The sequence below is a fragment of the Streptomyces sp. NBC_01197 genome, from assembly GCF_036010505.1.
Lineage (GTDB): Bacteria > Actinomycetota > Actinomycetes > Streptomycetales > Streptomycetaceae > Streptomyces.
Window position 1 is genome coordinate 6,911,056 of the sequence record NZ_CP108569.1, and the last position, 21,086, is coordinate 6,932,141.

A 21,086-nucleotide genomic window follows, 5' to 3' on the forward strand; every position below is an offset into this window, starting at 1 on the left:
CCTTGATCGTTCCGGCTTCCGTGTCACTTCCCTGGACGGTCTCTTAATCGAGTGCGAGAGTCCCTGTCCGGGTGATACAAGGTCTGCGTGACTGAGCATCTTTACTTCCCCACCCTGCTGCGGATGATTGACGAGCGGTCCGCCGCGTTCCGCGCCGCCGTCGCCGCGGCCCCCAGCCTCGACGCCGACGTCCCGTCCTGCCCGGGCTGGACGCTGTACGACCTGGCGAACCACCTCAGTGAGGGGGACCGCTTCTGGGCCTACATTGTGCTGAACACCGCGCCGGGCGACGAGCGGCCGAGCAAGGACGGGCTGGCGGCGCCCAGGGAGCGCGAGGCCCTCATAACCTGGCTGGCCGACTCGACGGAGCAGCTGCTTACTGCTCTGCGCGAGGCCGACCCGGACCGGGGCTGCTGGGCCTGGTGGGAGCCGTTGGCCTCGCCGCACACGGTGGCCGCCGTGGCCCGCCGCCGCGTCCCGGAGTCGCTGATCCACACCTACGACGCCCAGCTGGCCTCCGGTACCCCGCAGGAGCTGCCGACGACCGAGGCGGTCGACGCCATCGAGGAGTTCCTCGCCACCGTCTGCACCGTCACGGTCCCGTGGCCGGGCGAGCCCGCCACCATGGACTACCACGCGGCCGAGGCTGGCTCCTGGCGCCAGACGGTGGACGCCGCCGGTTCCCGTTTCACCCGCCTCACCGCGGCGGAGGCCGCCGAGAGCAAGCCCACCGCCGCCATCTACGGCACGGCGAGCGAGATGGCCCTGCTCATGTACATGCGCATCCCGGCCGGCTCGCTGCGGATGGAGGGCGACGCCGACCTGCTCCAGCAGCTGCAGGACTGGGACTAATTAAAGGGAGCGGTTCTCCCTGAGTGTGTCCTCCAGTTTCGCCTCGGACTCTTTCAGCGCTTCTCGCAATCGGTCACGCTCGGCTTCGGTCTCCCGCAGCCGGGTCGTGTCCGCCCTGAGCCTGTCGCGTTCCGCGCGCAAGATCCTGAGCTCGGCTATGGCCAGTTCCAGGTCGGCCGTGAGCGATTCGATTGAAGCACCTGAGCCGACCCCTACTTCGCGAACGCCCCTGCCCTGCTTGTCGATTGCCTCCTCGATGCGCTCGCGCAGTCCCTCGGCATATACCAGCCAGTTCGAGACCCGCGCAGTTCGAGCGAGTCCGAGGAAGGTGATCTTCTCCCCGGCAGCGGCCATCTCGTCGAGGACCTTGAGTACTCGGCCTCGCTTGATCTCGCTGTCGCGTGCTCTGGCCTCGCGCAGCACCTGGGCCGGGGTCCGTTTGGCCGTGGCCCCGTCCAACGGTCTGACACAGACCTCATCCGAAGGGGTGACATCAGTGTTCCTGGGCACGGGCTCCTCGGCTCTTGCACGACGATCTGACCGATGCCGCGGCCAGGGCTCCGGCATCGGGTTCCGGGGTTCGAAGGCAATCGTGAGGTGCTCAAGGCTGATGCCGAGCGCGCTGGCGGCGGCGGATGGCGAGAGGCGGCTCCTGATCAGCCTGGATGCGCGTTCACTATCGGGCAGGAGCATGCCTCGGCCGGATAGGTCGAGGTGATCGACCAGCGCCAAGGGCGGCGACCAAGTGACAGGCTCATGGATGCCGTGCGAGGCCAGGTAGTGCGCGGCGTGCTCGTCGAGAGCTGCTAGGAGCGACGAAGTCAAGATGATCGGCAGGTTCCGGGTCTTGTCGGTGAAGTCCAAGTTCAGCGAAGCGGAGGGTGAGTAGAGGTCAGAGCCGGTCATGCGCTGGTAGAGGTATCTGCGCACCGCTGTAAGTCGGTACGGGGCGTCAGGCGGGCTGCCGGTCCGGTGGCGGATATCGATCCAGGTGGCCTCGGGCAGCAGGTCGCTGCCCTTCAGCTTCCGCCGACGGGCGTAGTCGATGGGTGCTGGGTGTTGGTCGAGGTACTCGGCGAGAAGGCAGATCGCGGCGGGTAGGTCGGTGTCGGCCGGGGCGATTTTGGGGAGGAGTTGCGCCATGGGTAGCGGCCGGTTGCCGTGCAGGAGCGAGGTCGCGAGGTCGTAGCGCTGCTGCCACCAGCCGGGGAGCACGACGGCGGCGGCCAGAGCGGCGCGCCAGAAGTGGTAGTTGTAGCGGTCGGCGAGGTTGCTCTGCGGGGGGAACAGCAGCAGAGCCCAGTCCAGCCAGAGCAACTGTGGCAGCGAGTGCGTCCGCATGATGACCGCGTGGTCGCGGCGTTTCGGGACTCGGGGCCGGGCGGTGCAGGTGCGGTAGCGAAGCCGGGGCCCTGTGGCCAGGTGGGGGTCGGCGGCTCGCCAGAACTGCTGTTCCAGATCGACTGAGGCCAGCCGTGTGATGCCGCGGCGTATCTGCTCCGTTGGCCCCTTTGGCATGACCGCGACCTCACGGTCGACCAGGGTGCGTATGGCAGTGAAGGCGGCCTCGGCGAGAGGGTCGCGAACGATCTCGACGGCGACGGTGAAGGGGCCGGCGATCACGGCCGCGTCGACCGGCGCGTAGAGGGCGCTGTTCCCGTGGCGTTGGCGTGCCTGCTCGATCTGCGGGCCGCAGTCGGTGAAGTCACCCGGCTCAGCTCGCAGGAGACTGCGGGCGGCGATCGCGGTGACATCGGTGAAGGCGTCATGCAGGTAGGGATCGTCGTCGCCGGCCTCGATCCGGCTCAGCAAGCCGTTGATCCATTCCTGCGCATCGAGGACTGGGCTGTCCGGGGGCAGCGGAATGACCTCGCTTTGCGTCAGGTCGGTTCGGCAGGCTCTGCCGTCGCCGGCCCGTGCCGAGCACTCGTGCTGGCCGACCTTGTGGCTGATGGAGGGGCGGCGGTGCGGCCATCGGCCGCAGGCCGGGCAGGTGTGCGCGAGCAGCACCTGGTGCTGGGTGCAGGCGATCGACCAGGTGAGGCGCCAACGGAGGGGCCAGCGGCCGGCGCCTTCGGCCAGGCATTGCGGGCAGTATCGGGAGCCGACGCCGCGGCCCCAGAACCTGACACGACGTACCACCCGGCGGCTGTCGTGCAGTGCGAGTGCGTGGCCGTCGTAGCGGCGCAGTGTCATGGCGTGCAGGAGCCGCGTGTTGGTGCCGGTGACGTGGGCGAGCCGGTCGGCTTCCTCGGGGGTGAGGTAGGTGGTGTAGTCCGGTGTGTGGTCGGTCCGGGTGGGGAACGGCGATCCAGCGGCGATGAGCAGGTCGCGCAGGTCGATACTGCTGCGGTGCATGATGGCGCCCAGCCACGAGTCCAGAGCCTCACCCGGGAGCGCGGGCAGCCGGATGGGCAGCGTCCGGGGCATCATCACCGCCGCCTTCTGCTCTTGTCCGGTTGCTGGTCACCTTCCCGGAGGCGAGGAACGCCTCCCACTTGGCCAGCTGCTGCTGGGCTGCCCAGTCGAGCTTGACCTGGGCGAGCACGTCCTTGGTCAGGCGCTCCTGCCCGGTGCGCATCGCACGAAGGCTGCCGAGCCTGATCAGCGACATGAGCGAGCCGATATGCCCGCTGCAGCGGGCATAGAGCTGGTCGGACAAGTCATCGGCGAGCATCCCGGGGTACTTGTTGGCCAGGACCAGACGCTGCTCAAGGGAGAGCAGGAAGCGCCGCCACTGCTCTCGCCCGGCCTCGTCTTCGATGCTGAACGCCTGGAGTCCGAGCGGCGTGATCCGCCGGGCGAGCTGCGGATCGTCGTAGAGACCTTTGCCCTCAAGGTCGTGGCCGATGAACAGGATCATCAGCGGGAACTCATTGGCGATCGTCTTGAACTGGTTGGCCAGCTCGGTCCCGCGGCGGGAACGGAACTGCAGGAACTGCAGGTCGTCCACCAGCAAGAGCCGTGATTGACAGGACACCGCGCAGTCCAGGGCGCGCGATAGGAACGCGTTGGCGCTGCCGCTGTTGCGCCCGGCGTGGGCGAAGAACTCCAGCATCGCCCAGTTGAAGTCCTTGACGCTGGTGTCGCCCATCATGCCGACCCGGATTACGGGCCAGCGCTCGTGACCGGCCTCGGTGAACCGCCCATGCCTACTGATCAGGGTGTTGTGCACCTTCTTGGCGAACGAGAGGCCGATGGTGGTCTTGCCCAAGCCGGGGAACGCGTCGATCGCGGCCATGCCCTTGGCCTGCCAGTTGGGCTGGTCGACCCCCGCGTCGAAGATGTCGGTGAGGTCCGCGGAGAGCTCCTGGACCTGCATGGTCTTGATCGGCCGCAGGTTGGCGAGGAACCTGCGACGGTCATCGTTGTAGTGTTCGAGCGCCGCAGGATCGAGCGCTCTGAGGTCCGCCATGGTCAGCGTGAGCGGAATAGGCGTCTCTCTCGCCTCGGCGAACGCCGCGAAGCCTTCCTTCCTGGTGAGCGTCAGGTTGTCCAAGGGCAACGCGCGCCACGCCGGATCCTCCGATGCCGCCGGGCCGGCTTCCGCCATGGTCACAGGTCTTCCAGGGCGTCGGCGTAGAAGGCGTCCTCGTCGAGGTCGGTGCCGCCGTCGAAGTCCTCGAAGTCGGCCGCGTCGTCATCGCCGGCCTCCTGCGCGGGCGGCGGTGAGTCCTCGGCCACGGGCTTGTCGTCCTCGATGTCGATCGCGAACGCCGCCTGATCGCGGGCCATGCGCAACGCCATCCGCCGCTCGGCCAGCGTCTGGCCGAAGCCCAGATTCCACCGCTCGAACAAGTCGGCCGTCACCAGGCGGTCGTTGGGGTGCCGGTACTGCTTCGCGGCCAGCCCGCGTCCGTATCGCAGTGCATCCCTGCTCATCGGCATGTTCAGGACCGGGGCATGCTCCCAGTGCAGGACGCGCCAGCGCCGGCCCTGGTCCCGGAAGTAGGCGCGGGTGATGTCGTCCGGGTTGACCTGGAACGGCCACAGCCCGTTGGGGTAGGGGCTCGGCCGCCCGTCCTTGGGCAGCCCCGCGCCGTCGTAGCGGCACCCCCCGATCTCCACCCCATAGGGCTGAATCGTTCGCCAAGAGGTCTCCAGGAACTCCAGGCCCAGATGAGGATCCCGCGGCACCTCGATGTAACCGGCCCTGGCCATACCGTGGGCAAACATCTGCGCCGGGGACATCCGCAGCCCGGGAACCCCCGGCTCCACCAGACTGCGGTGCGGGTTGCAGTGGTAGACCGCCGCAATCCACTGCCGGATCTTGTCGGCGAGCTCGTCGAGGAAGAAGAACGCCTCTCTCTCCGGATCTACTCCGCGGGAGAAGATGTCAGGGCCCTTGTAGCCGGGCAAGCCGTAGAGCAGGTCCTGACGCAGGGTCCGAAAAAATCTCTCGACCGGCCCCTTGTCCCGGCCCGTGCGAAGCCGGACCGGCTGTATGGAGATCCCCATCCGCGCGCAGACACTGGTCAGGTGATCCGAGACGTAGATCTTCCCGTGGTCGACGACGATGGTCTCCGGTGCCAACGCGGGCCCGGCAGCTCGCGAGATCGGACCCTCGATCGCCTGAGGGTCGACCAGCACCGACCGCGGGATCCCGTGCTCGGGCCAGACCGCCCCGGACGGCCAGCTCGGCAGCATCGGCAGCGGCCGGTATGCCTGGTAGAGGACTGCGGCCGCGTCCACCGCCTTGGTGGAGACCGGCGTCAGACGCATCCCGACGATGCAGCGTGTGTACCAACACATAGCGACTGTCAGCTCGCAGTTCACCCATCGCAGCGTCAGCGGATCCAGCGCGAACACGTCGAGCCGGGTGGTGTCCATCAGCACGTACTCACCCGGCCGGGTCGCACGCAGCCTCCCGTAAGCCTCCTTCGGCCGCCTGGCGATATCCCTGTTCCGCTTCGTGCTCAACCGGAACGTTGGATGCTGCCGCTCCAACAGCGCCAGCGCCTCGTAGCCCTTGCTCCTGGCCGGTATCGCCACCGCGCCCTCGCCGAAGCGGGCAATCACACGCGCCCGGGTTCGGTCGAGCACTTCCTTCTGCATCGGCGTGGCCTGGTCCACGAACTCGACCATCGCCTCCAATGCGGTCTCCACCCACCGCGGATCACACCGATCAAGGACCGTCGTCCCGCGTAGTTCAGGCGCCAGGCCCGCTTCGCCGTTCGCTGCGGCGTCTGCCACCCAACGCTTGACCGTCCGCACCGATACCCCAAGCTCATCGGCCTTCGCCCGGTAGCGGACCATCTTCGGCAGGCCCGGCTCGAACCCCGGCCGCGGCTCACCCTGCAGAGCCAGCTCCGCGCTGCCGGATTTGTAGCCGGTGCGGATCTCGCGGACGTGCTCGGCCCGCTCCAGGACCCGCTGCCGCACCTCAGGCACCAGCTGGGACAGCACAACCGAGGCAATCTCCCGATCGTCAGCAGACGACGGCCCGGGGCCGTCCGCCACGACCTGCGCTCGGTCGGAGAACAGCAACTCCTTCACCGACACCCGACAGATCCGGCCGAGCCGGTCTTTCAGTACCACCTCGTTACCGGTCATCGTCGCGGCCATCTCGACGATCTCAACGGCCTCACCGTCGTAGAGCAACCGGGCGCCGACCCCCAGTCGCACCGATCCGGTACTCACCGCGCGCTCCGCAAGACGTGGTCGCCACTGAGCGGGCTGTCGAGTTCCGTCAGGAAGCGACCGGTCCACAGCAGGTGAAAGACCGAGGCGCGGACCAGCAGCGCATCACAATCAGGCGCCGCGGTGAATGCCTCGGCCAGCGTCGCGCCGTCCAATCCGGCCTGGTCCAGTGCCTCAAGGAGAACCGGATTGAACAGCCAGCCTCGCCGGTAGCCCGCCAGGAAACGGAGGTTCTCCAGCTCAACGGCCGGCGGCTCGCTCCATACCTGGTAGCCCCAGCCGCGCGACTCAATGACTTCCCGGCTCCAGCGAAACGAGAACGCCACATCGGGATGAGACAGCCTGCGCGCCGGTTTCACGTCGACGACCACCGGCCCAGAGCCGGTCAACAGCAGGAAGTCCGGGATGTGCCTGCGGACAGCTCCATCGACGCGAGCGGTCATCAGGAACGGCTGGGCGATGATGCGTAAGACATCGTCATCGAAGTCGGCGTACAGCAGCCTCGCCAACTCCAGCTGAGACTCGTAGATCACGTGGCCATGCTCGGTTGCCGACCAATATGTCCCCGAGTAGTGCTGCTGCCCCAGATGCCATCGAAACGTCCGCCATGGACCGGCATCGAGCAGCTGCCCCAAGGGAGCCTCACGGAAGCTGGACTCCTCAACTTCGCCCTTGCCCACCGGCTTCGTCTGCACGGTAGCGCTGTCGATGACGCCCTTGACGGACACGAGATCTGCACCTCCTGATGCGGCTCTCCAACCCACATCACCAAGGTGAAGCTGCAACCACCGAGTTGGGGCTACAGGCCGGAGGTGCCACCCAAACGAGTGACGCCAGCGACCTGCAGATCCGCGATAGGTGTCCCTTAGGACAAGCTGGGGACAGACTCGCGTGGAAAGGGATATCGAAACGCGGACCCTACAGCGCGGGACGCATCGACTTCGCCCTCACCTACGGCGGCGGTTATCTAAGGGCTGTCAACTGATTTCCCAGGTCAGCACCACTTCGTAGTGGCGAGGCAAGTTAGGCAAGTAGGCGACGAATGTCTCCCACCGCTGCCATTTTTTGCGGACAACTGTTGCCGTAGGGTCAGTCACCGTTGGAACGGCCAAGAGGGCTGGACGCGCCGAGGAGAGGCATATGCCACCGGTACCTGCTGGTTCGTCTGCTGCTAATGAGCCATGGCTCCAGGTCGTGCCGTTGGCCTCGGAAGAGGCGGAGCGGATGGAGGCGGTGCGCCGCTACGACATTCTCGACACGCCGCCCGACGGTGCGTTCGACCGGGTTGCGGCGATGGCGGCCCGGTTGTTCGAGGTGCCGGTGGCGAGCGTGACGATCGTCGATGAGGACCGGATCTGGTTCAAGGCCGCGCACGGGCTGGAGGGGGTCAGCGAGATCGGCCGGGATCCGGGGCTGTGTTCTTCGGCGATTCTCAGCGACAAAGCTCTGGTGATCGAGGACACGCTGGCCGACTCGGTGGCCTGCGCCAATCCGCTGGTCGCCGGCCCGATGGGGGTGCGGTTCTACGCGGCTGCTCCGATCATCACCCCCGACGGGCACCGGCTGGGCACGGTCAACATTCTCGACACCAAGCCGCGATCGATCACCGAGTCCGACACCGCCACGCTGAGTGACTTGGCTTCCATGGTCCTCGACGCGATGGAGCTGCGTCTGTCGGCGCTGCGGCTGCTGCGTGAGGAGCAGGAGCGGCGCAAGGAGCAGGAGGCGGCGCGGGAGCAGGCCGAGCGGGACGCGGCGGCCATTACCGCTTTTGCCTCGACGCTGCAGCGCACGCTGCTTCCGCCAGCGCTGCCGGCGGTGCCCGGGCTGGAGCTGGCCTGCCACTACCAGACCGACTCCCCCCGTGATGTCGGGGGCGATTTCTATGACGTCTTCGCTCTTGGCGGCGAGCGGTGGGCGTTCTTCCTGGGTGATGTGTGCGGCAAGGGTGCTGAGGCCGCCGCGGTGACCTCACTGACCCGTTACACGCTGCGGGCGGCAGCCGGTCACCATGACGAGCCGGCCGATGTGCTGGCCGAGCTCAACGGCGCACTGTTGGGGGATACGTCCCTGGGCAGCCGGTTCTGCACCTGTGTCTTCGGCACGCTGACCCCGGTGCCCGGCGGCGGCTTCTCCGTGACCGTGGCCACTGGCGGCCATCCGCCGCTCTTCCACCTCCATCAGGGCGGCGCTAATGGGGCGATGCGGGTGGATGCCGTGCACCCGGCGGGCGGGATGCTGGTCGGGGCCTTCCATGAAGCTCAGTTCGCCTCCTGCACCCTGCATCTGGCGCCCGGGCACAGCCTGCTGCTGTATACCGATGGGCTCACTGAGGCCCGGCTGGCTGACCAGAGCATGCTCGGCGAGGACGGTTTGGCCGACTTCCTGGCCCGGCGCACGTCACCGGCAACCGCCGGGGCCCTCGTGGAGGACGCCGTCGCTCTCATACAAGATCTGCCGCAGGGGGCCGGTGACGATGTCGCCCTGCTGGCCCTGTCCGTCCCGCTGTATCCGGCTGTTTCCGGTGGCCCCGGTGCCAGTGGGGGCTCCCGTGCGATCGCCGCTCCTGTACCCCGCCGGACGTCGCCGGCCAGGGAGCGCTGACGGGGCCCGAAACCTCGCTGGGAGGCAACTCCGTCTCGCTGCGGCGTCGGGCCACGCGGGATATAGGGCTGGCAAGCGGCCGGAGCGAAGGACGCTGGAGGCGCAAGGTTCCCTGCGAAGACGCCTTCCGCCCCGGCCACGCTGATACGTCTGCCCAGCAATTCCAGCCCTATATATCTGTTTACCCGCTATCGGATCCGCAGGCCCTTTCCGTCGCCCATGGCAGGTCTACGCATGTGCTGGTCTACCAGGCATCTCTTTAGTGGAGGTGTTGGAGGCCGTGCACGGCGGTTTGTATTGCGGAGCGGATGAATCGGCCGAACACGGTATTGGCGATGAGGATTCCCACGATGATGCCGAGGCCGGCGTGGTGGGGGCGGTGGTTGTTCCACCGGACGGTGGCGAGGAGGACTGCGATAGCTACTGCGGCGACCACGAGGCGCTCCCTGGAGGTGAGTGATTGGCGTGGCTGTGCCATGGAGCCGATGGGTGGGGGATTGTGTCGTGCTGGTCAGGGCTGATGCCGTTGGGGGCTGCTGCAGTAGTGTCCTGCTTGACGCGGTCACACGGTGGCCGCGTTGGCTTCGCGGCCCGGGGCGCCATCATGGCACTGCCACGGTTGACGCTGGCTGGTGTTGCACGCAGTCGGGGGGGAGCAAGCTGTCCAGCAGCTCACGGGCAGTTTTTGTCGGCGGCCTTGACATCAGCGCGGCGGGCGAACGCTCCGAAGGCGCTCAGTTGCGCAGACAGTGCTGGTCCGGACAGCCGGGGCTGTCCGGACCAGCACTGTGGAGTTCGGCTACTTCGGCTTGACGGCGTCCTTGATCTTCTCCTTGGCCTGCCGCGCGTCACCCTTGGACTCCTCGGCACGGCCCTCGGCCTCGAGGGACTCGTTGCCCACCGCGCCTCCGGCGACCTTCTTGACCTTGCCCTTGGCCTGCTCTTCCTTGGCCTGAGCCTTCTCGTCCGCAGCCACAGCCACTCACACCCTGCCGTACTCGAAATAAATTAGGTCATTGCCTGTCTTACCGGAGTACCGAAGTTCAAACCCCAGACGATTGCCGGACGGAAACTAGCGTGACGCAGCGTGCCATAAGGATTACGTAAGATTGGCAGGAGTGGAGCGACCGAGCCGGGGCATGAGATGCCTCGGAGGTTGATAACAATGGTTCCCATTCTGCTCGTTCTTCTTCTTGCGCTGATCCTCTTCGGTGCGGGTTTCGCACTCCAGGCCCTGTGGTGGATCGCCGCTATCGTGCTGGTGGTGTGGATCCTCGGCTTCGTGATTCGCCCGGCAGCCAGTGGCGGCAAGCGCGGCCGGTGGTACCGCTGGTAGACGGTCCCGGGAGCTGATGTGATGTGGGTGGGTCCCGACAGATTCCTGTCGGGACCCACCCACACTTCTTTTCCGGATGCGCCATCAGCTCCGGTCAGCGCCGGGGCATGGCTCCGGTCGTGGCATGGAGTGAAAAAGCGATCGGCCGGCCCGCTGGTTCACAGGAACCGGCGGATGGGGGTAACGGCTGCTTCCCGCATACGCTGGCCGGCCGAGCGGCGCTTCCAGCGGCCCGGTGCGATCAGTTCACTCACCTGCAGGTCCTGCTCGAAATGGCCGTCCAGCACCGCGGTGAAGTCCTCGTCCAGGACGGCGAGCATGACTTCCTCGTCGTGGTCCAGGGAGCGGCGGTTGAAGTTGGTCGAGCCGACCAGGGCCGCGACGTTGTCGACGGTGATCGCCTTGGTGTGCAGCATCGTCGGCTGGTACTGCCAGATCTTCACCCCGCAGGCCAGAAGGTCCTCATAGAAGTGCTGTCCGGCCAGCTGGCACACCCGCTTGTCGGTGTGCGGGCCCGGCAGCAGGATCTCTACCTCGACGCCGCGCCGAGCGGTGGCACACAGCAGTTCGATGAAGTAGGCGTCCGGTGAGAAGTAGGCGGTGGTCAGGCGGAAGCGTTCCTCCGCGGACTCCAGCATCACCCGGATCAGGGTCTGCATGTCCTGCCATCCGAAGCTGGCCGAACCGCGTACCACCTGAACGATCGCCTCGCCCTGCGGCGCGTGTTCGATGAACCGGTCCCGGTCATCGAAGAGCTCGGCATGGCACTCGGCCCAGTTCTGCGCGAACGCCGCGGCGATGCCGTCCACGGCCGGGCCGCGGACCTCGACGTGGGTATCACGCCATTCGTTCTCATCGCGGGCGTTGCCGCACCACTCCTCGGCAATGCCGACACCGCCGGTGAACCCGGTGTGCTCATCAATGACGAGGACCTTGCGGTGGCAGCGGTGGTTCTGCTTGAACGGCGAGAGATGCAACGGCTTGCGGAACCATGCCACCTGCACTCCGGCCTCCTCCATGGCCTCCAGTTGGTCCGTCTCGATGAGTCGGCTGCCGAAGCCGTCCAGCAGCAGCCGCACCCGCACGCCCGCGCGGGCACGTTCCGCGAGCGCCTGGGCGAACTGGCGGGCGATGTCACCCTTCCAGTACACGAACGTCATCATGTCCACGGTGTGCTCGGCCCCGCGGATGCCCGCCAGCATGGCGGCGAAGATCTCGTCCCCGTTGCGCAACGGGATGAGCGCGTTGCCCTCGGTGGCCGCGATGCCGATCAGCCGCTCCAGACGCCGCCGTATCCGTACGACGCGCTCGTCGAAAGACGGTATGGCCCGCGCTGTGGAGGTCTCGGCGGTGAGCTCGGGTGGTTCCTGTGTACTGGGCATGGGTCACCTGGCCGGGACAAAGAGGGGAAAACGGTGCCCGTGCCGACCCGGTCCGGCACGGGCTGGCACAGCGAAGCGACTGTACCCGCGCCCGCACCTCGGCAGGACAGCCCCGGCGGCCTGCCGACCGGCATGCACCGGCGCGCCCCGGTCATACCTGGCCAGCTCATCAGCCCGGCCGCAACAGTCCCAGCGCTTGCGGGTAGCACCGGTTCCACCAGCCGATGGGGCCAGCGTCGTTCCAAGAGAGCACCACCCCGGTCCGAGACTGGATACCCGCGGCAGGCGGCCAGCGCTCCGCCAACGGGTCAAAGAGTCTACTGGCCAGCCGATCCGGTGATCGCGACCCATTGGGCTCCCCGGTCTCGTTTTTCCTACCGCCGGCAGACATGCACGTCGCCTGCCGGGGAATACGCCGTTGCGGAACGCAGTGCATACCAGGGAGGGATGGGGACATGGCAGCGACTTCTGCGCCTACCGCCGACATTATGCGAACGGAGGGCGCGGCGCTGTCCGTAGCGACCGGTGCGGCCACGAGCGGTGAGTTGCCGTGGATCGAGGACGGGGCCAAGCTCGCCCCCAAGAACGCCCGGGCCCTGTCGAAGCTGTTCTTCGACCAGCTCCAGGTCCTGGAAGAGGGCACGCCCGAATATCAGTACGCGCGCAACACCCTGATCGAGATGAACCTCTCGCTGGTGCGGTTCGCGGCAGGCCGGTTCCGCAACCGCGGCAGCGGCGACATGGAGGACATCGTCCAGGTCGGCACCATTGGTCTGATCAAGGCCATCGACCGGTTCGATCTCTCCCGCGAGGTCGAGTTCACCACCTTCGCCATCCCCTACATCATCGGCGAGATCAAACGTTTCTTCCGCGACACCACCTGGTCCGTCCACGTACCGAGGCGCCTGCAGGAACTGCGGGTGGAAATCGCCAAGGCGAAGGACCAGCTCGCCTCCTCCCTGGGCCGTGAAGCGACGGTCAAGGAACTCGCCGAGCGTCTGGATCTCAGCGCGGACGAGATCGTTGAAGGCATCATCGCCTCCAACGGCTACACGGCAGGCGCTCTGGAGATGCCCACCGACGGTGAGGGCCCCTCCAGCAACTATGCCGACGTGCTCGGTGAGCCGGACCCTGCCATGGAAACGATGGAAAACCTGTACACCCTGGCACCGCTGCTGACACAGCTCGACGACCGCCAGCGCCGCATCCTTGAGATGCGCTTCGGCCAGGAGATGACACAGTCCCAGATCGGCACCGCCCTGGGCATCTCGCAGATGCACGTCTCCCGGCTCCTGTCCCGCACCCTCACCCAGCTCCGCACCGGCGTGCTCACCTGAACCAGGCCCGTCATGCCGACCCAGCACGCCACACCCTCCGGGGGGCAAGCGCGCTGTGCGCCCGCCGGGCCAACGCTGCCCGGCACCCTCAGAACCAGAGCGGCCCCCGGCGGGGCCCCTACAAGCAGACGGGCCGGGAATCTCGGCCCGGCAAGCGGAGGAGTCCCTGTGCTGTTGCCCCACCCTGCGATACTGCGCAACCTGGTCGAACAGTACGAAACCCTCGTCGCCCAGGGAGGCGGCCAGGACGCTGAGACCCGGCGGCAACTGGAAGACATCACCTACACGCTCTGCGTCTCCACCGGCACACTCACCGCCGAAGCGGCGCTGACCGCCGCGCAACAGCAACTGACCGCCGCCCTCGCCGACCCGACGACCCCACACAACGGGGCAGCAGGCGACGTGCAGCTCACGGCCTGACACACAAAGCATCACCACAACGACGCGGGACACGGCTCCCGCGGCAAACCGGGGTCTTCTCCCGGGGCAGATCGACTGATCGGCGATGTCCTTCAGTAGGTGCGCTCAGACAGCCCCCGAGACCGTTGGAGGCAGCCCCAGCCGCCCGCGGTCTCCCGATAGGTGCACCCTTCGTAGGAACAGTGCCCGTTGCCGTTGGCGCAGAGCGGGGAACCGGACGAAAATGGGGAGTAGAACCTCGCAGGCTTCGCCAGGAGCGGTGGGCCGAGGAGTTCAGCCAGTGGCGCGGGGTGGCTTGGAGGCACGTTCTATGTTGCGGGCAATTGCAGATGTTCTGCGAACGATCGGCGGAGCGATCGCCACCGTGGTCACCCTGCCCTTCCGCTTGGTCGCGAGGCTCTTCGGCGGCGCTTCGGACAGCGCGCACGGCCGCCACTAACGCCCTTGCCTGCCCGGCCCGAAGCTGGGCAGGCATCTTCACGCGATCAGTACCGTTGAGGTGGCGGCCAACTGGCAGACGCAGAGGACAGGTGCAGAGGAGGGATGGCGGTGGCCATCACGACGGATCCGGCTGGGTGGGGGGACCTGTTCACCCGGGATGTCGACGGACAGATGGTGCAGTTCGTCAGACCCGCTGACATTGAGGGCCCGGCCTGGGGCGCGTACGACGGGGGCGGGTTCCTCGGCATGCTCTACGCCGAGCCCGATCATGAGGGGCCGCTGTGGCGAGCGGGTTTGATCGCCGGGCGACACCATGAGCTTGAGGATGCGGTACGGGCTCTGCGCAATAGGTCCGGGTGAACCAGAGCGGCCGGGCACCCGTGTCGGGCCGCTCCGACGTGGAGCCGACCATGGCGCCGACTGCCAACTCCTCCAGAGTGAGACCGGCGGACCCTGCGACTGCCTCTGTCGGCCGAGGAGCTGCGTTCCTGCGGCTTCGTCGCCACCGCCGAACTCTGAGCCCCCGCAAGGGATGAGACATTCACCGGCACCGGTGCGTCTCTACCTCGACGTGACGGCCTAACCGCGCTGATCAGTGCTGGTGAGCGTCAACGTGGCACATCTCAAAGCATCTTGGAAGATCAAACGGTACGCATTCACACGATTACTCTGTGCGCTCATCCCATCGGCGCAATGAGGAATCCGTATGAGCTACACAGACCAGGACGTGCGTGAGGGCCGCCGGCTGATGAACGAGGGCTGCGAGAACCGCCTCGTCATCGGCGACAAGCTGCTGGCCGGCACGGCCGCGGGCGGCCCGGACAGCGCCTTCGACCAGTACTGCGACGAGATCGGCCTGAGCCCCAAGACGGCCCGGCAGTACCGGCATACCGCCCGCCGTGTGCACCCCGCCGGTGCGGCAGCTCGTGGCCGACAGTGGCGTCCACGTCAGCTACAGCACGCTTCGTGAAGGCGCCCGCCTTGCCCCCTCCGGCAAGCCGTACGACGAGGGCTACAGCACCCTGCGCTCGCTGCTGCAAGAAGCGAGCGAGGGCGGCATCGGCCGCATCAGTGCTCCGCGGTACCGCCGTGCCCTGGGCATCGGCCCGGCCTTGCAGGACTTGTTGGACCCCTCCAGCAACACATCCCTGGCGGACTATCTCGCCTCCCTGGCGCCCCAGGAGCGTGATCAGGCTCTTCGGGACCTGGTGGAGCAGAAGGCGGAGGTGCACGACGCCCTCAAGCGGGTCATGGACGAAAAGCGCCGCCGGGACCGTGAGACCCGCGGCCCCGAGTGCGGTGGCGGGAAGCCCGACAAGGCCGCGGCCGTGGCCCGGGATCTGGTGCGGCTCAGCGACCAGGGGGCCGCTTTCATGAGCCGTTACCCACCGTCCGCCTCGCTGGCCTTCACCAACGAGCAGAGGGTCGCCTGCAAGGAAGTGCTGGGGACCCTGGACGTCCTCGCCACGTGGATCAGGGTCAGGGTCATCGACGACCAGCCGGCTGCCGCTGACGACCGGGCCGGGGCCCGCGATCTGGTGGGTGTGTGATGGAGCCGGCCGCAGCAGACGATGGCGAGGATCGCCTCAACGCTGATATCGAGGACTTCGCCACCCACGACCGAAAAGGCGGCTGGGCCCGAGCACTCCTGATCGCACGGCGCGTCGAACCGCGTGCAGGACAGGGCGAACGGACGGACCTGCAACCTTGTTTCGGCCGAAACAAAGTCTTCCGCCGCATCAGCGCACAGGAGTTCGCCCGCAGGTCGGGCAGCTCCGCCAAGCGGATCATGGCCTTTCACGAGGCATGGAAACGGGCGGCGGCCCTCGGGCGCGTTCCCTCGGTCCACGAGCTGGAGCCCGGCCGCCATGTCGAGTTGCCGGACGAGGAGGAGGTTCCGTTCTTCGGCGAGCACGGCTACTACCGCAGCTACGAGGCTCGCATGAACAACGGCGAGCGACGGCAGGCGATCGAGGATGAAGCCGAGCGGGCCGGGATCAAGCCGGGCTCCCCGGTCTACGTGGCTCAACAGCCGAAGGCGCTGAAGACGGCGATCCTGGCCGACGCGGATACCCGTGCCGCCGCCCAGGAAGCGTTGGCGGAGTTCGAACGGCGCGAGGCACGAGCCGACCTCGAAGACCGTGCCGCAGCCCGCCAGGCGGCCGAGGAAGGCGACCGCGCGCGTGACGTTCAGGACGTGCCCCCAGCCCGGCAGGTGCCCGGCGAGGAGGCCGCGGCAGTCGAGCGGGCGGTGTGCACCGCGTCGCGGGACCAGCCCGAACCCGACGTGGCTCTGCTGGTCTTCACTGAGATGACCGAGGTCCGTCTGGCCACGCTGCGGGCGCTGTCGCTGTTGCAGCGTCACCAGGTGCAGTTCACCGGCGACCGCAGCCGGGCCATCACCGACCTGTGCACCGCGTCGGAGGCGGCCCTCGCCTTCATCCGCGACCTGGTCGCCGGCCCCTACACGGCGCTGAACGACGACGCCCTGCAAGCGTTCCTGGACGAGAGTCAGAGGAAGTTGGGATGAGCCGCAAGCGCCACAGTGAGACCACCTCCCAGCTGGAGCAGGACGCGATCGACGTCCTGCTGTGGCTCGGGCCCAACGCGGGCCGCGAACTGTCCTACGTGGACATCTCCCGCGGTACCGGCATTCCCGACGGCAGCCGTCTGCGGCGTGCGGTGCCCAAAGCCCGTGCCGCCGCCCACGTGCTCGGGCACCGGGTGGAGCAGTTCAAGCCCTCCCGCGACCCGCTCAAGCGCGGTGCGAAGGTGACGCGCTTCCACAAGTGTGGCCAGGGCGGCGAGTTCGGCGCCCGTGACGCGTTGCGGGCCTGCCGCAAGGCGGTGGCCTACATGGGCGACATGCACCGGGCCTGCTCGTTCGAGGCAGGCAACCCCAACAGCCTCGACCGAGAGGCGTTCGGGCAGATGGCGGAGGCCGCCGAAGGCAGCATCCGGACCTTCAGCGGCGTGGAGAGGCTGGGCAGCAAGGTCGTGAAGAACCAGGGCACCATGCGGCGCCAGGCCGAGCGGATCGCGGACCTGGAGGCCCAGATCGCCGAAATGACCTCGGCCAGTCCGCCGCCTCGGCCTGACCCCGTGTACGACACGGCCCGGCAGCGACAGCCGCCGGGCCGCCTCGTATCGCACCGGGTCAGGTGCGGTTGATCTGCTTGAGCATCCGCTTGCCCGCTTCGCGTGCGGCACTCAGGTCATCCTCGGTCTCCGTGAGCCTGCGCTTGAAGTCATCCCGTTCGGCGCGTATCTCGTCGCGTTCCAGGGTGATCCGCTCCACAGCCGCCAGAAGCTCGTTGACCCGCTGGTTGAGTTCCTTGGTTCCGGCCTGGTCGAGTTGGGCGCCCAGCGAGCGCTGGACGGCCTTCTTGAGGCGGTCGCACTCGTCGCGCAGGGCCTTGTTCTCCTCGCGGACCAGGGCCAGATCGGTGGCCAGACTCACCGCGGAGGCATCCCGGCCGGCCTGGCGGGTGCGGCGGTCGGCCTTGGCCTGGCTCTTCATGGCGGCCTCGATGTGCTCACGGACGCCTTCGGCGTAGACGAGCCAGCTGGACACGCCCGCCGTGCGGGCGACCGCAAGGAAAGAGACCGCCTCGCCCCTGGTCTTCATCGCGTCCACGGTGGCCAGCACCTTGGCCCGCTTGGTCTTGCTGTCCTTCTTGCGGGTCTCGCGCAGGACGTCACCGGGGGTGCGTCTGGCCTCGCTCATGCTGTACTCCCGCCGCGCTGGCCAGGAAAGCCCGGCATGCCCAACGACACCGCGGAGCCGTGCCCCTGGACGGCCCGGACCTTCCGCAGGACGGCCGATGCCTGCTCGACATCCTCGCGCTCGCCTGGGTCCATCGCTTCCATCAGCTTCCGCATCGTCTCGACGGTCCCCTTGAAAGCCGCGACCTGATCGTCCAGGTTCCTCACCACGAACTCGTCCGCCTCCATCATCACCGCCATCTCCTTGTCGGCCTTCAGCGACCGGACATGGTCCTCGATCGCGGGCAGATAGGACGGGTCCGGCCAGTAGGAAGGGCAGGCAGCACACTGGAAGCGGATCGGGCATGCCTTTCCCCCCGCCTTGACGTTGGAGGGTTCGGTACAGTTGCCGAACGGCACCGCCACCGAGCGGGCCTCGTACGCGGTAGCTGACGCCATCGGCGCGGACCTGCCCCTGCGGTCCACGGTGTGCAGGCGCATCACGTTGACCGCCTCCCGCTTCCGCTTGTGACTGATCTTGTAGTACCGCTGGGTGGTTTGCATGGATTTGTGGTCCATGAGCTCCCGCAGTACCTCGATGCGTACCCCGGCGTCCGCGTACCGCTGGCAGAACGAGTGGCGGAACGCGTATGGGTAGATCAGTGAACGGTCGAACGGCACCCGGTCACCGTCTTGGTCGAACTCCTCGGACAGCAGGACCGGGACGCTGTCGGCCCACTTGCGGATCATCGACGAGATCTGCTCGGGCACCAGATGACGGATGATGCCGTTCTCACCCGCTGGGGGGGGAACAGGAACCCTTCGCTGCCGGTGGGCAGGTCGAGCGTGTCGCGCACGGCCCGCCAGGTGCGGATGGTCTCCACGGTGCCGTGCTCAAGCTCCAGGCGCCGGTTCAGACGGCGACCCTTGCGGTTGTCCCAGATCAACAGCCACTCGCGATCCGCGTGTTTGAGGCAGTTCGTTCGCAGCTCGGCGATCTCATACGGGCGCCGGCCGGTTTCCCGCAGCAGCTCGTAGACCGCGCGGGCCATCGCTTGGACCTGCTCGGGTGTCATCTTCCCGTGCGTCATGCCCTGTCCCAGCAGGTCCACGTAATCGTCGAGCTGAGCAATGAGGGACTCCGGCAGGGCCTTGCCGGCCTCGTCCTCGTCGACCTCCTCGGTCTTGATGACGTGGCTGGAGTGCCTCGCGAAGCTCGCGGACATGCCGTCCAGGTGGCCCGCGGCCCGGTTGTAGTCGAGGATCTTGAAGAAGAACGACAGCAGGGCCCCGCGCTGCTTGCTCGACAGGGGCCCGCCGTCCAGCTTGGGCAGCACGCGGAAGGTGTCGACCACGGCGTTCATGTCGGCGAACATCAGCTTGGCCGGGTCCATGCCGCCACCGATCCGCGTGTCCAGGGCCCGGGAGACCGCCTTGCACACCCGCAGGCCCCGTCTGGCCTCGGTGGTGTTCGGCTTCATCTCGGCGATGAAGGTGACCAGGATGTCCCTGAGCCACGGCTGACGGATGTCCGTCACGTCCAGGCCGAGAGGCCGCTGGGTGATACCCCCGCGCAGGCTCTTGACGCCGAGTTCAGACAGGTCCAGCACGTCCCTGCTGGTCGGGTCGACGCCCTCGAAGCGGTCGAACGCCGGCGCAGGATGCGGTGCGTCTCGCGAAGGAGCGCGTCCACGATCGCCTGCGTCCCGCTCGGCAACTGCCCGGCCGTCGCGGTGGCGATGGAGCCGACCCGCTCCGCGAGGTGCGAGACGGCCTGGCGCACGGCCACGGGGTCGATCTTCTGGCCGCGTTCGTCGCGCTGCTGCAACGCGTACAGCATCTCCAGACGGGTCACCGGATGCAGCGGGGCCAAGGAGAACTGGTGGACGTTCAGGAACGGTGCCTGCCTCTCCAACCACGCCGGCGGCGGCGCGGACCGCCGCCCCCGGGCTGTGGCCGTGGTCTTCTTCCAGCGGCTCTGGTGTATGCTGCACAGCCCCCACACTTCCCGAGCGTCGTAGCGGCAGCCCGCCACCCGGCAGGCAGGAGAGGGCCCATACGGCGTCTGCCGCTCGATCCACGTCTCCAGTTCGGAGCCGGGGTCGCGTTGCAGATCCTTGTGCCGCAGCGAACCGTGCGCGTTGCACAGGCCCCACAGGACCGAGTCCCGCGGGCACCCCGTCACACGGCAGTCGGCCCGCTCACCAGAGATCACCCGGTTACGGTCCGGCACGTAGGTGGCCTTGAACTCCTTCAGCCCCAGACTGCCGGCGCGGTGGGTCTTCTCGCAGATGGCGCACAGGCCCCGCCGGGTACGGGTAAGGGCGTCGCAGGCGGCCACATCGCACCGGTAGACGGCCGTGCCCGCGTGGTCGACGTCACCGCTGAACAGGCGGGTGTCAGCGTCCCATTCACCGGGCCGCCAGGCGGATTCGAACTCCGCGCGCAGCCACGCGGTCCACTCGGTGAGGACCTCTTGCGGCAGACCGCTCGCCGCCTGGCTGGCGTCCCGCCGGGGCTGGTGGAGCGGAACGACGTTGCCGGACACCGTCACTGACTGGCTTCCTTCCTCTTGGCGGCCACCAGCTTGACGGCGTCGCGTTTGTCCTGGTCGGTCGCGTGGGTGTAGGGGTCCATCGACTGCGGCGACTGGTGTCCAGCCATGTTCTGGGCCACGTCGCGGTCCATCCCGGAGCGGAGCCACCGGGTGATCGCCGAGTGCCGCAGCATATGGGGGCGGGCGCGGAACCCGGCGCGGGCCGCGAGCCGCTTGAACAGCTCATACGTGCTCGGGTACTTCATCGGCTCGCCGAGCGGGGCGCGGAACAGGTTCACGAACACCATGTCGCAGCCCTCGGCCTCCGCTACCGCGTCGCGCTCGTAGCGGTAGGCGGCGTACAGCTCCACGGTCTCGGCCTCCACTGGAATCCACCGCGGATAGTGCGACTTGGCATACGCGTCGTTGCTGTTCAGACGGCGCCGCACATGTACATGCGGCCTCTCGACCCGGCAGCCCAGCGAGGCGGAGTCGGGCAGGAAGTGCATGTCCTCACGCCGCAGCCCCAGCCCCTCGCCGATACGCATGCCGGTGACCGCCAGCAGAGACACCAGGAACCGGTCACGGGCATGCGTCGTGCAGTCGAGGACCTTCTCGATCTGGTCGTCGGACAGCCACTCGTAACCCGGCACCGCGACACGGTACTGTACTTGATCGGCCTCTCCTGGATCGTGCGGTGCTGGCCGTCCTCGCCCGGATCGAACCCGGGCGGGGTGTAATGCAGGAACTTCGGCTGCACGAGCTGGCTCACCACACTCGCCGGCACCCAGCCCTGAAGCGCCGACCACGTCAGGAACTCCCCGACCGTGCCC

Annotated in this window: 22 protein-coding genes; 11 read left to right on the forward strand and 11 right to left on the reverse strand. The window is 67.6% G+C overall.

From position 1 onward, the window contains the following. The first annotated feature begins 87 nt into the window (after positions 1 to 87). On the forward strand, positions 88 to 852 hold the full coding sequence (locus tag OG452_RS31720) for a maleylpyruvate isomerase family mycothiol-dependent enzyme (protein ID WP_327298981.1): 765 nt from the start codon (positions 88 to 90) through the stop codon (positions 850 to 852). Here the strand turns inward: OG452_RS31720 and OG452_RS31725 are convergent, their stop codons facing one another. From OG452_RS31725 to OG452_RS31740, 4 genes are read right to left on the reverse strand one after another with little or no spacing between them, the layout of a single operon-like run. Then, positions 853 to 3,285, reverse strand: coding sequence for a TniQ family protein (locus tag OG452_RS31725; RefSeq protein WP_327298982.1), 2,433 nt, complete (start codon positions 3,283 to 3,285; stop codon positions 853 to 855). Beyond that, a complete protein-coding gene (locus OG452_RS31730; protein WP_327299848.1) occupies positions 3,239 to 4,405 on the reverse strand; it encodes a TniB family NTP-binding protein in 1,167 nt (388 codons plus the stop codon). The genes OG452_RS31725 and OG452_RS31730 overlap by 47 nt, the downstream gene beginning before the upstream one ends. 2 nt (positions 4,406 to 4,407) lie before the next feature. Next, entirely contained in the window at positions 4,408 to 6,492 is a 2,085-nt protein-coding gene (locus tag OG452_RS31735; protein ID WP_327298983.1) for a transposase, read from the reverse strand. Further along, positions 6,489 to 7,220, reverse strand: a complete 732-nt coding sequence (locus OG452_RS31740; RefSeq protein WP_327298984.1) for a TnsA-like heteromeric transposase endonuclease subunit — start codon at positions 7,218 to 7,220, stop codon at positions 6,489 to 6,491. The genes OG452_RS31735 and OG452_RS31740 overlap by 4 nt, the downstream gene beginning before the upstream one ends. A gap of 496 nt (positions 7,221 to 7,716) precedes the next feature. Between OG452_RS31740 and OG452_RS31745 the strand changes: the two genes are divergently transcribed. Further along, positions 7,717 to 9,096 (forward strand): PP2C family protein-serine/threonine phosphatase, encoded by a 1,380-nt coding sequence (locus OG452_RS31745; protein ID WP_327298985.1) that lies wholly within the window; start codon positions 7,717 to 7,719, stop codon positions 9,094 to 9,096. Between the two features lie 799 nt (positions 9,097 to 9,895). On the opposite strand, the gene OG452_RS31750 is transcribed toward OG452_RS31745, so the two are convergent. Beyond that, entirely contained in the window at positions 9,896 to 10,072 is a 177-nt protein-coding gene (locus tag OG452_RS31750; protein WP_327298986.1) for a CsbD family protein, read from the reverse strand. Positions 10,073 to 10,261: 189 nt separating this feature from the next. Between OG452_RS31750 and OG452_RS31755 the strand changes: the two genes are divergently transcribed. Next, the gene (locus tag OG452_RS31755) at positions 10,262 to 10,432 is read left to right on the forward strand and encodes a hydrophobic protein (RefSeq protein WP_327298987.1); all 171 of its coding nucleotides are present in this window, start codon (positions 10,262 to 10,264) and stop codon (positions 10,430 to 10,432) included. A gap of 158 nt (positions 10,433 to 10,590) precedes the next feature. On the opposite strand, the gene OG452_RS31760 is transcribed toward OG452_RS31755, so the two are convergent. Then, entirely contained in the window at positions 10,591 to 11,814 is a 1,224-nt protein-coding gene (locus OG452_RS31760) for a phospholipase D-like domain-containing protein (protein WP_327298988.1), read from the reverse strand. Positions 11,815 to 12,269: 455 nt separating this feature from the next. Between OG452_RS31760 and OG452_RS31765 the strand changes: the two genes are divergently transcribed. From OG452_RS31765 to OG452_RS31800, 8 genes are all read left to right on the forward strand, one after another. Next, the gene (locus tag OG452_RS31765; protein WP_442810126.1) at positions 12,270 to 13,151 is read left to right on the forward strand and encodes an RNA polymerase sigma factor SigF; all 882 of its coding nucleotides are present in this window, start codon (positions 12,270 to 12,272) and stop codon (positions 13,149 to 13,151) included. Positions 13,152 to 13,319: 168 nt separating this feature from the next. Continuing rightward, positions 13,320 to 13,571 carry a DUF5133 domain-containing protein gene (locus tag OG452_RS31770; protein ID WP_327298990.1) on the forward strand — a complete coding sequence of 84 codons (252 nt, stop codon included), beginning with the start codon at positions 13,320 to 13,322 and terminating at the stop codon, positions 13,569 to 13,571. 310 nt (positions 13,572 to 13,881) lie between these two features. After that, entirely contained in the window at positions 13,882 to 14,010 is a 129-nt protein-coding gene (locus OG452_RS31775) for an LPFR motif small protein (protein WP_327298991.1), read from the forward strand. Positions 14,011 to 14,120: 110 nt separating this feature from the next. Beyond that, a complete protein-coding gene (locus OG452_RS31780) occupies positions 14,121 to 14,372 on the forward strand; it encodes a hypothetical protein (RefSeq protein WP_327298992.1) in 252 nt (83 codons plus the stop codon). Between the two features lie 346 nt (positions 14,373 to 14,718). Continuing rightward, positions 14,719 to 14,982, forward strand: a complete 264-nt coding sequence (locus OG452_RS31785) for a hypothetical protein (RefSeq protein WP_327298993.1) — start codon at positions 14,719 to 14,721, stop codon at positions 14,980 to 14,982. Then, entirely contained in the window at positions 14,939 to 15,562 is a 624-nt protein-coding gene (locus OG452_RS31790; RefSeq protein ID WP_327298994.1) for a hypothetical protein, read from the forward strand. Before OG452_RS31785 ends, OG452_RS31790 begins: the two co-directional genes overlap by 44 nt. Further along, positions 15,562 to 16,542 (forward strand): hypothetical protein, encoded by a 981-nt coding sequence (locus OG452_RS31795; RefSeq protein WP_327299849.1) that lies wholly within the window; start codon positions 15,562 to 15,564, stop codon positions 16,540 to 16,542. The genes OG452_RS31790 and OG452_RS31795 overlap by 1 nt, the downstream gene beginning before the upstream one ends. Continuing rightward, on the forward strand, positions 16,539 to 17,183 hold the full coding sequence (locus OG452_RS31800; RefSeq protein ID WP_327298995.1) for a hypothetical protein: 645 nt from the start codon (positions 16,539 to 16,541) through the stop codon (positions 17,181 to 17,183). Before OG452_RS31795 ends, OG452_RS31800 begins: the two co-directional genes overlap by 4 nt. Here OG452_RS31800 and OG452_RS31805 read toward each other — a convergent pair. The 5 genes from OG452_RS31805 to OG452_RS31825 are packed head-to-tail and all read right to left on the reverse strand — an operon-like array spanning position 17,170 to position 20,906. After that, positions 17,170 to 17,739 carry a DUF6262 family protein gene (locus tag OG452_RS31805; RefSeq protein ID WP_327298996.1) on the reverse strand — a complete coding sequence of 190 codons (570 nt, stop codon included), beginning with the start codon at positions 17,737 to 17,739 and terminating at the stop codon, positions 17,170 to 17,172. The two genes, OG452_RS31800 and OG452_RS31805, sit on opposite strands and share 14 nt — an antisense overlap. Beyond that, on the reverse strand, positions 17,736 to 18,488 hold the full coding sequence (locus OG452_RS31810; RefSeq protein ID WP_327298997.1) for a site-specific integrase: 753 nt from the start codon (positions 18,486 to 18,488) through the stop codon (positions 17,736 to 17,738). Before OG452_RS31810 ends, OG452_RS31805 begins: the two co-directional genes overlap by 4 nt. Further along, positions 18,464 to 19,327: a hypothetical protein gene (locus OG452_RS31815; RefSeq protein WP_327298998.1), complete on the reverse strand. Its 864-nt coding sequence runs from the start codon at positions 19,325 to 19,327 to the stop codon at positions 18,464 to 18,466. The genes OG452_RS31810 and OG452_RS31815 overlap by 25 nt, the downstream gene beginning before the upstream one ends. Further along, positions 19,252 to 20,271, reverse strand: a complete 1,020-nt coding sequence (locus tag OG452_RS31820) for a hypothetical protein (RefSeq protein ID WP_327298999.1) — start codon at positions 20,269 to 20,271, stop codon at positions 19,252 to 19,254. The genes OG452_RS31815 and OG452_RS31820 overlap by 76 nt, the downstream gene beginning before the upstream one ends. Next, positions 20,268 to 20,906, reverse strand: coding sequence for a tyrosine-type recombinase/integrase (locus OG452_RS31825; protein WP_327299000.1), 639 nt, complete (start codon positions 20,904 to 20,906; stop codon positions 20,268 to 20,270). Before OG452_RS31825 ends, OG452_RS31820 begins: the two co-directional genes overlap by 4 nt. Positions 20,907 to 21,086 lie beyond the last annotated feature (180 nt).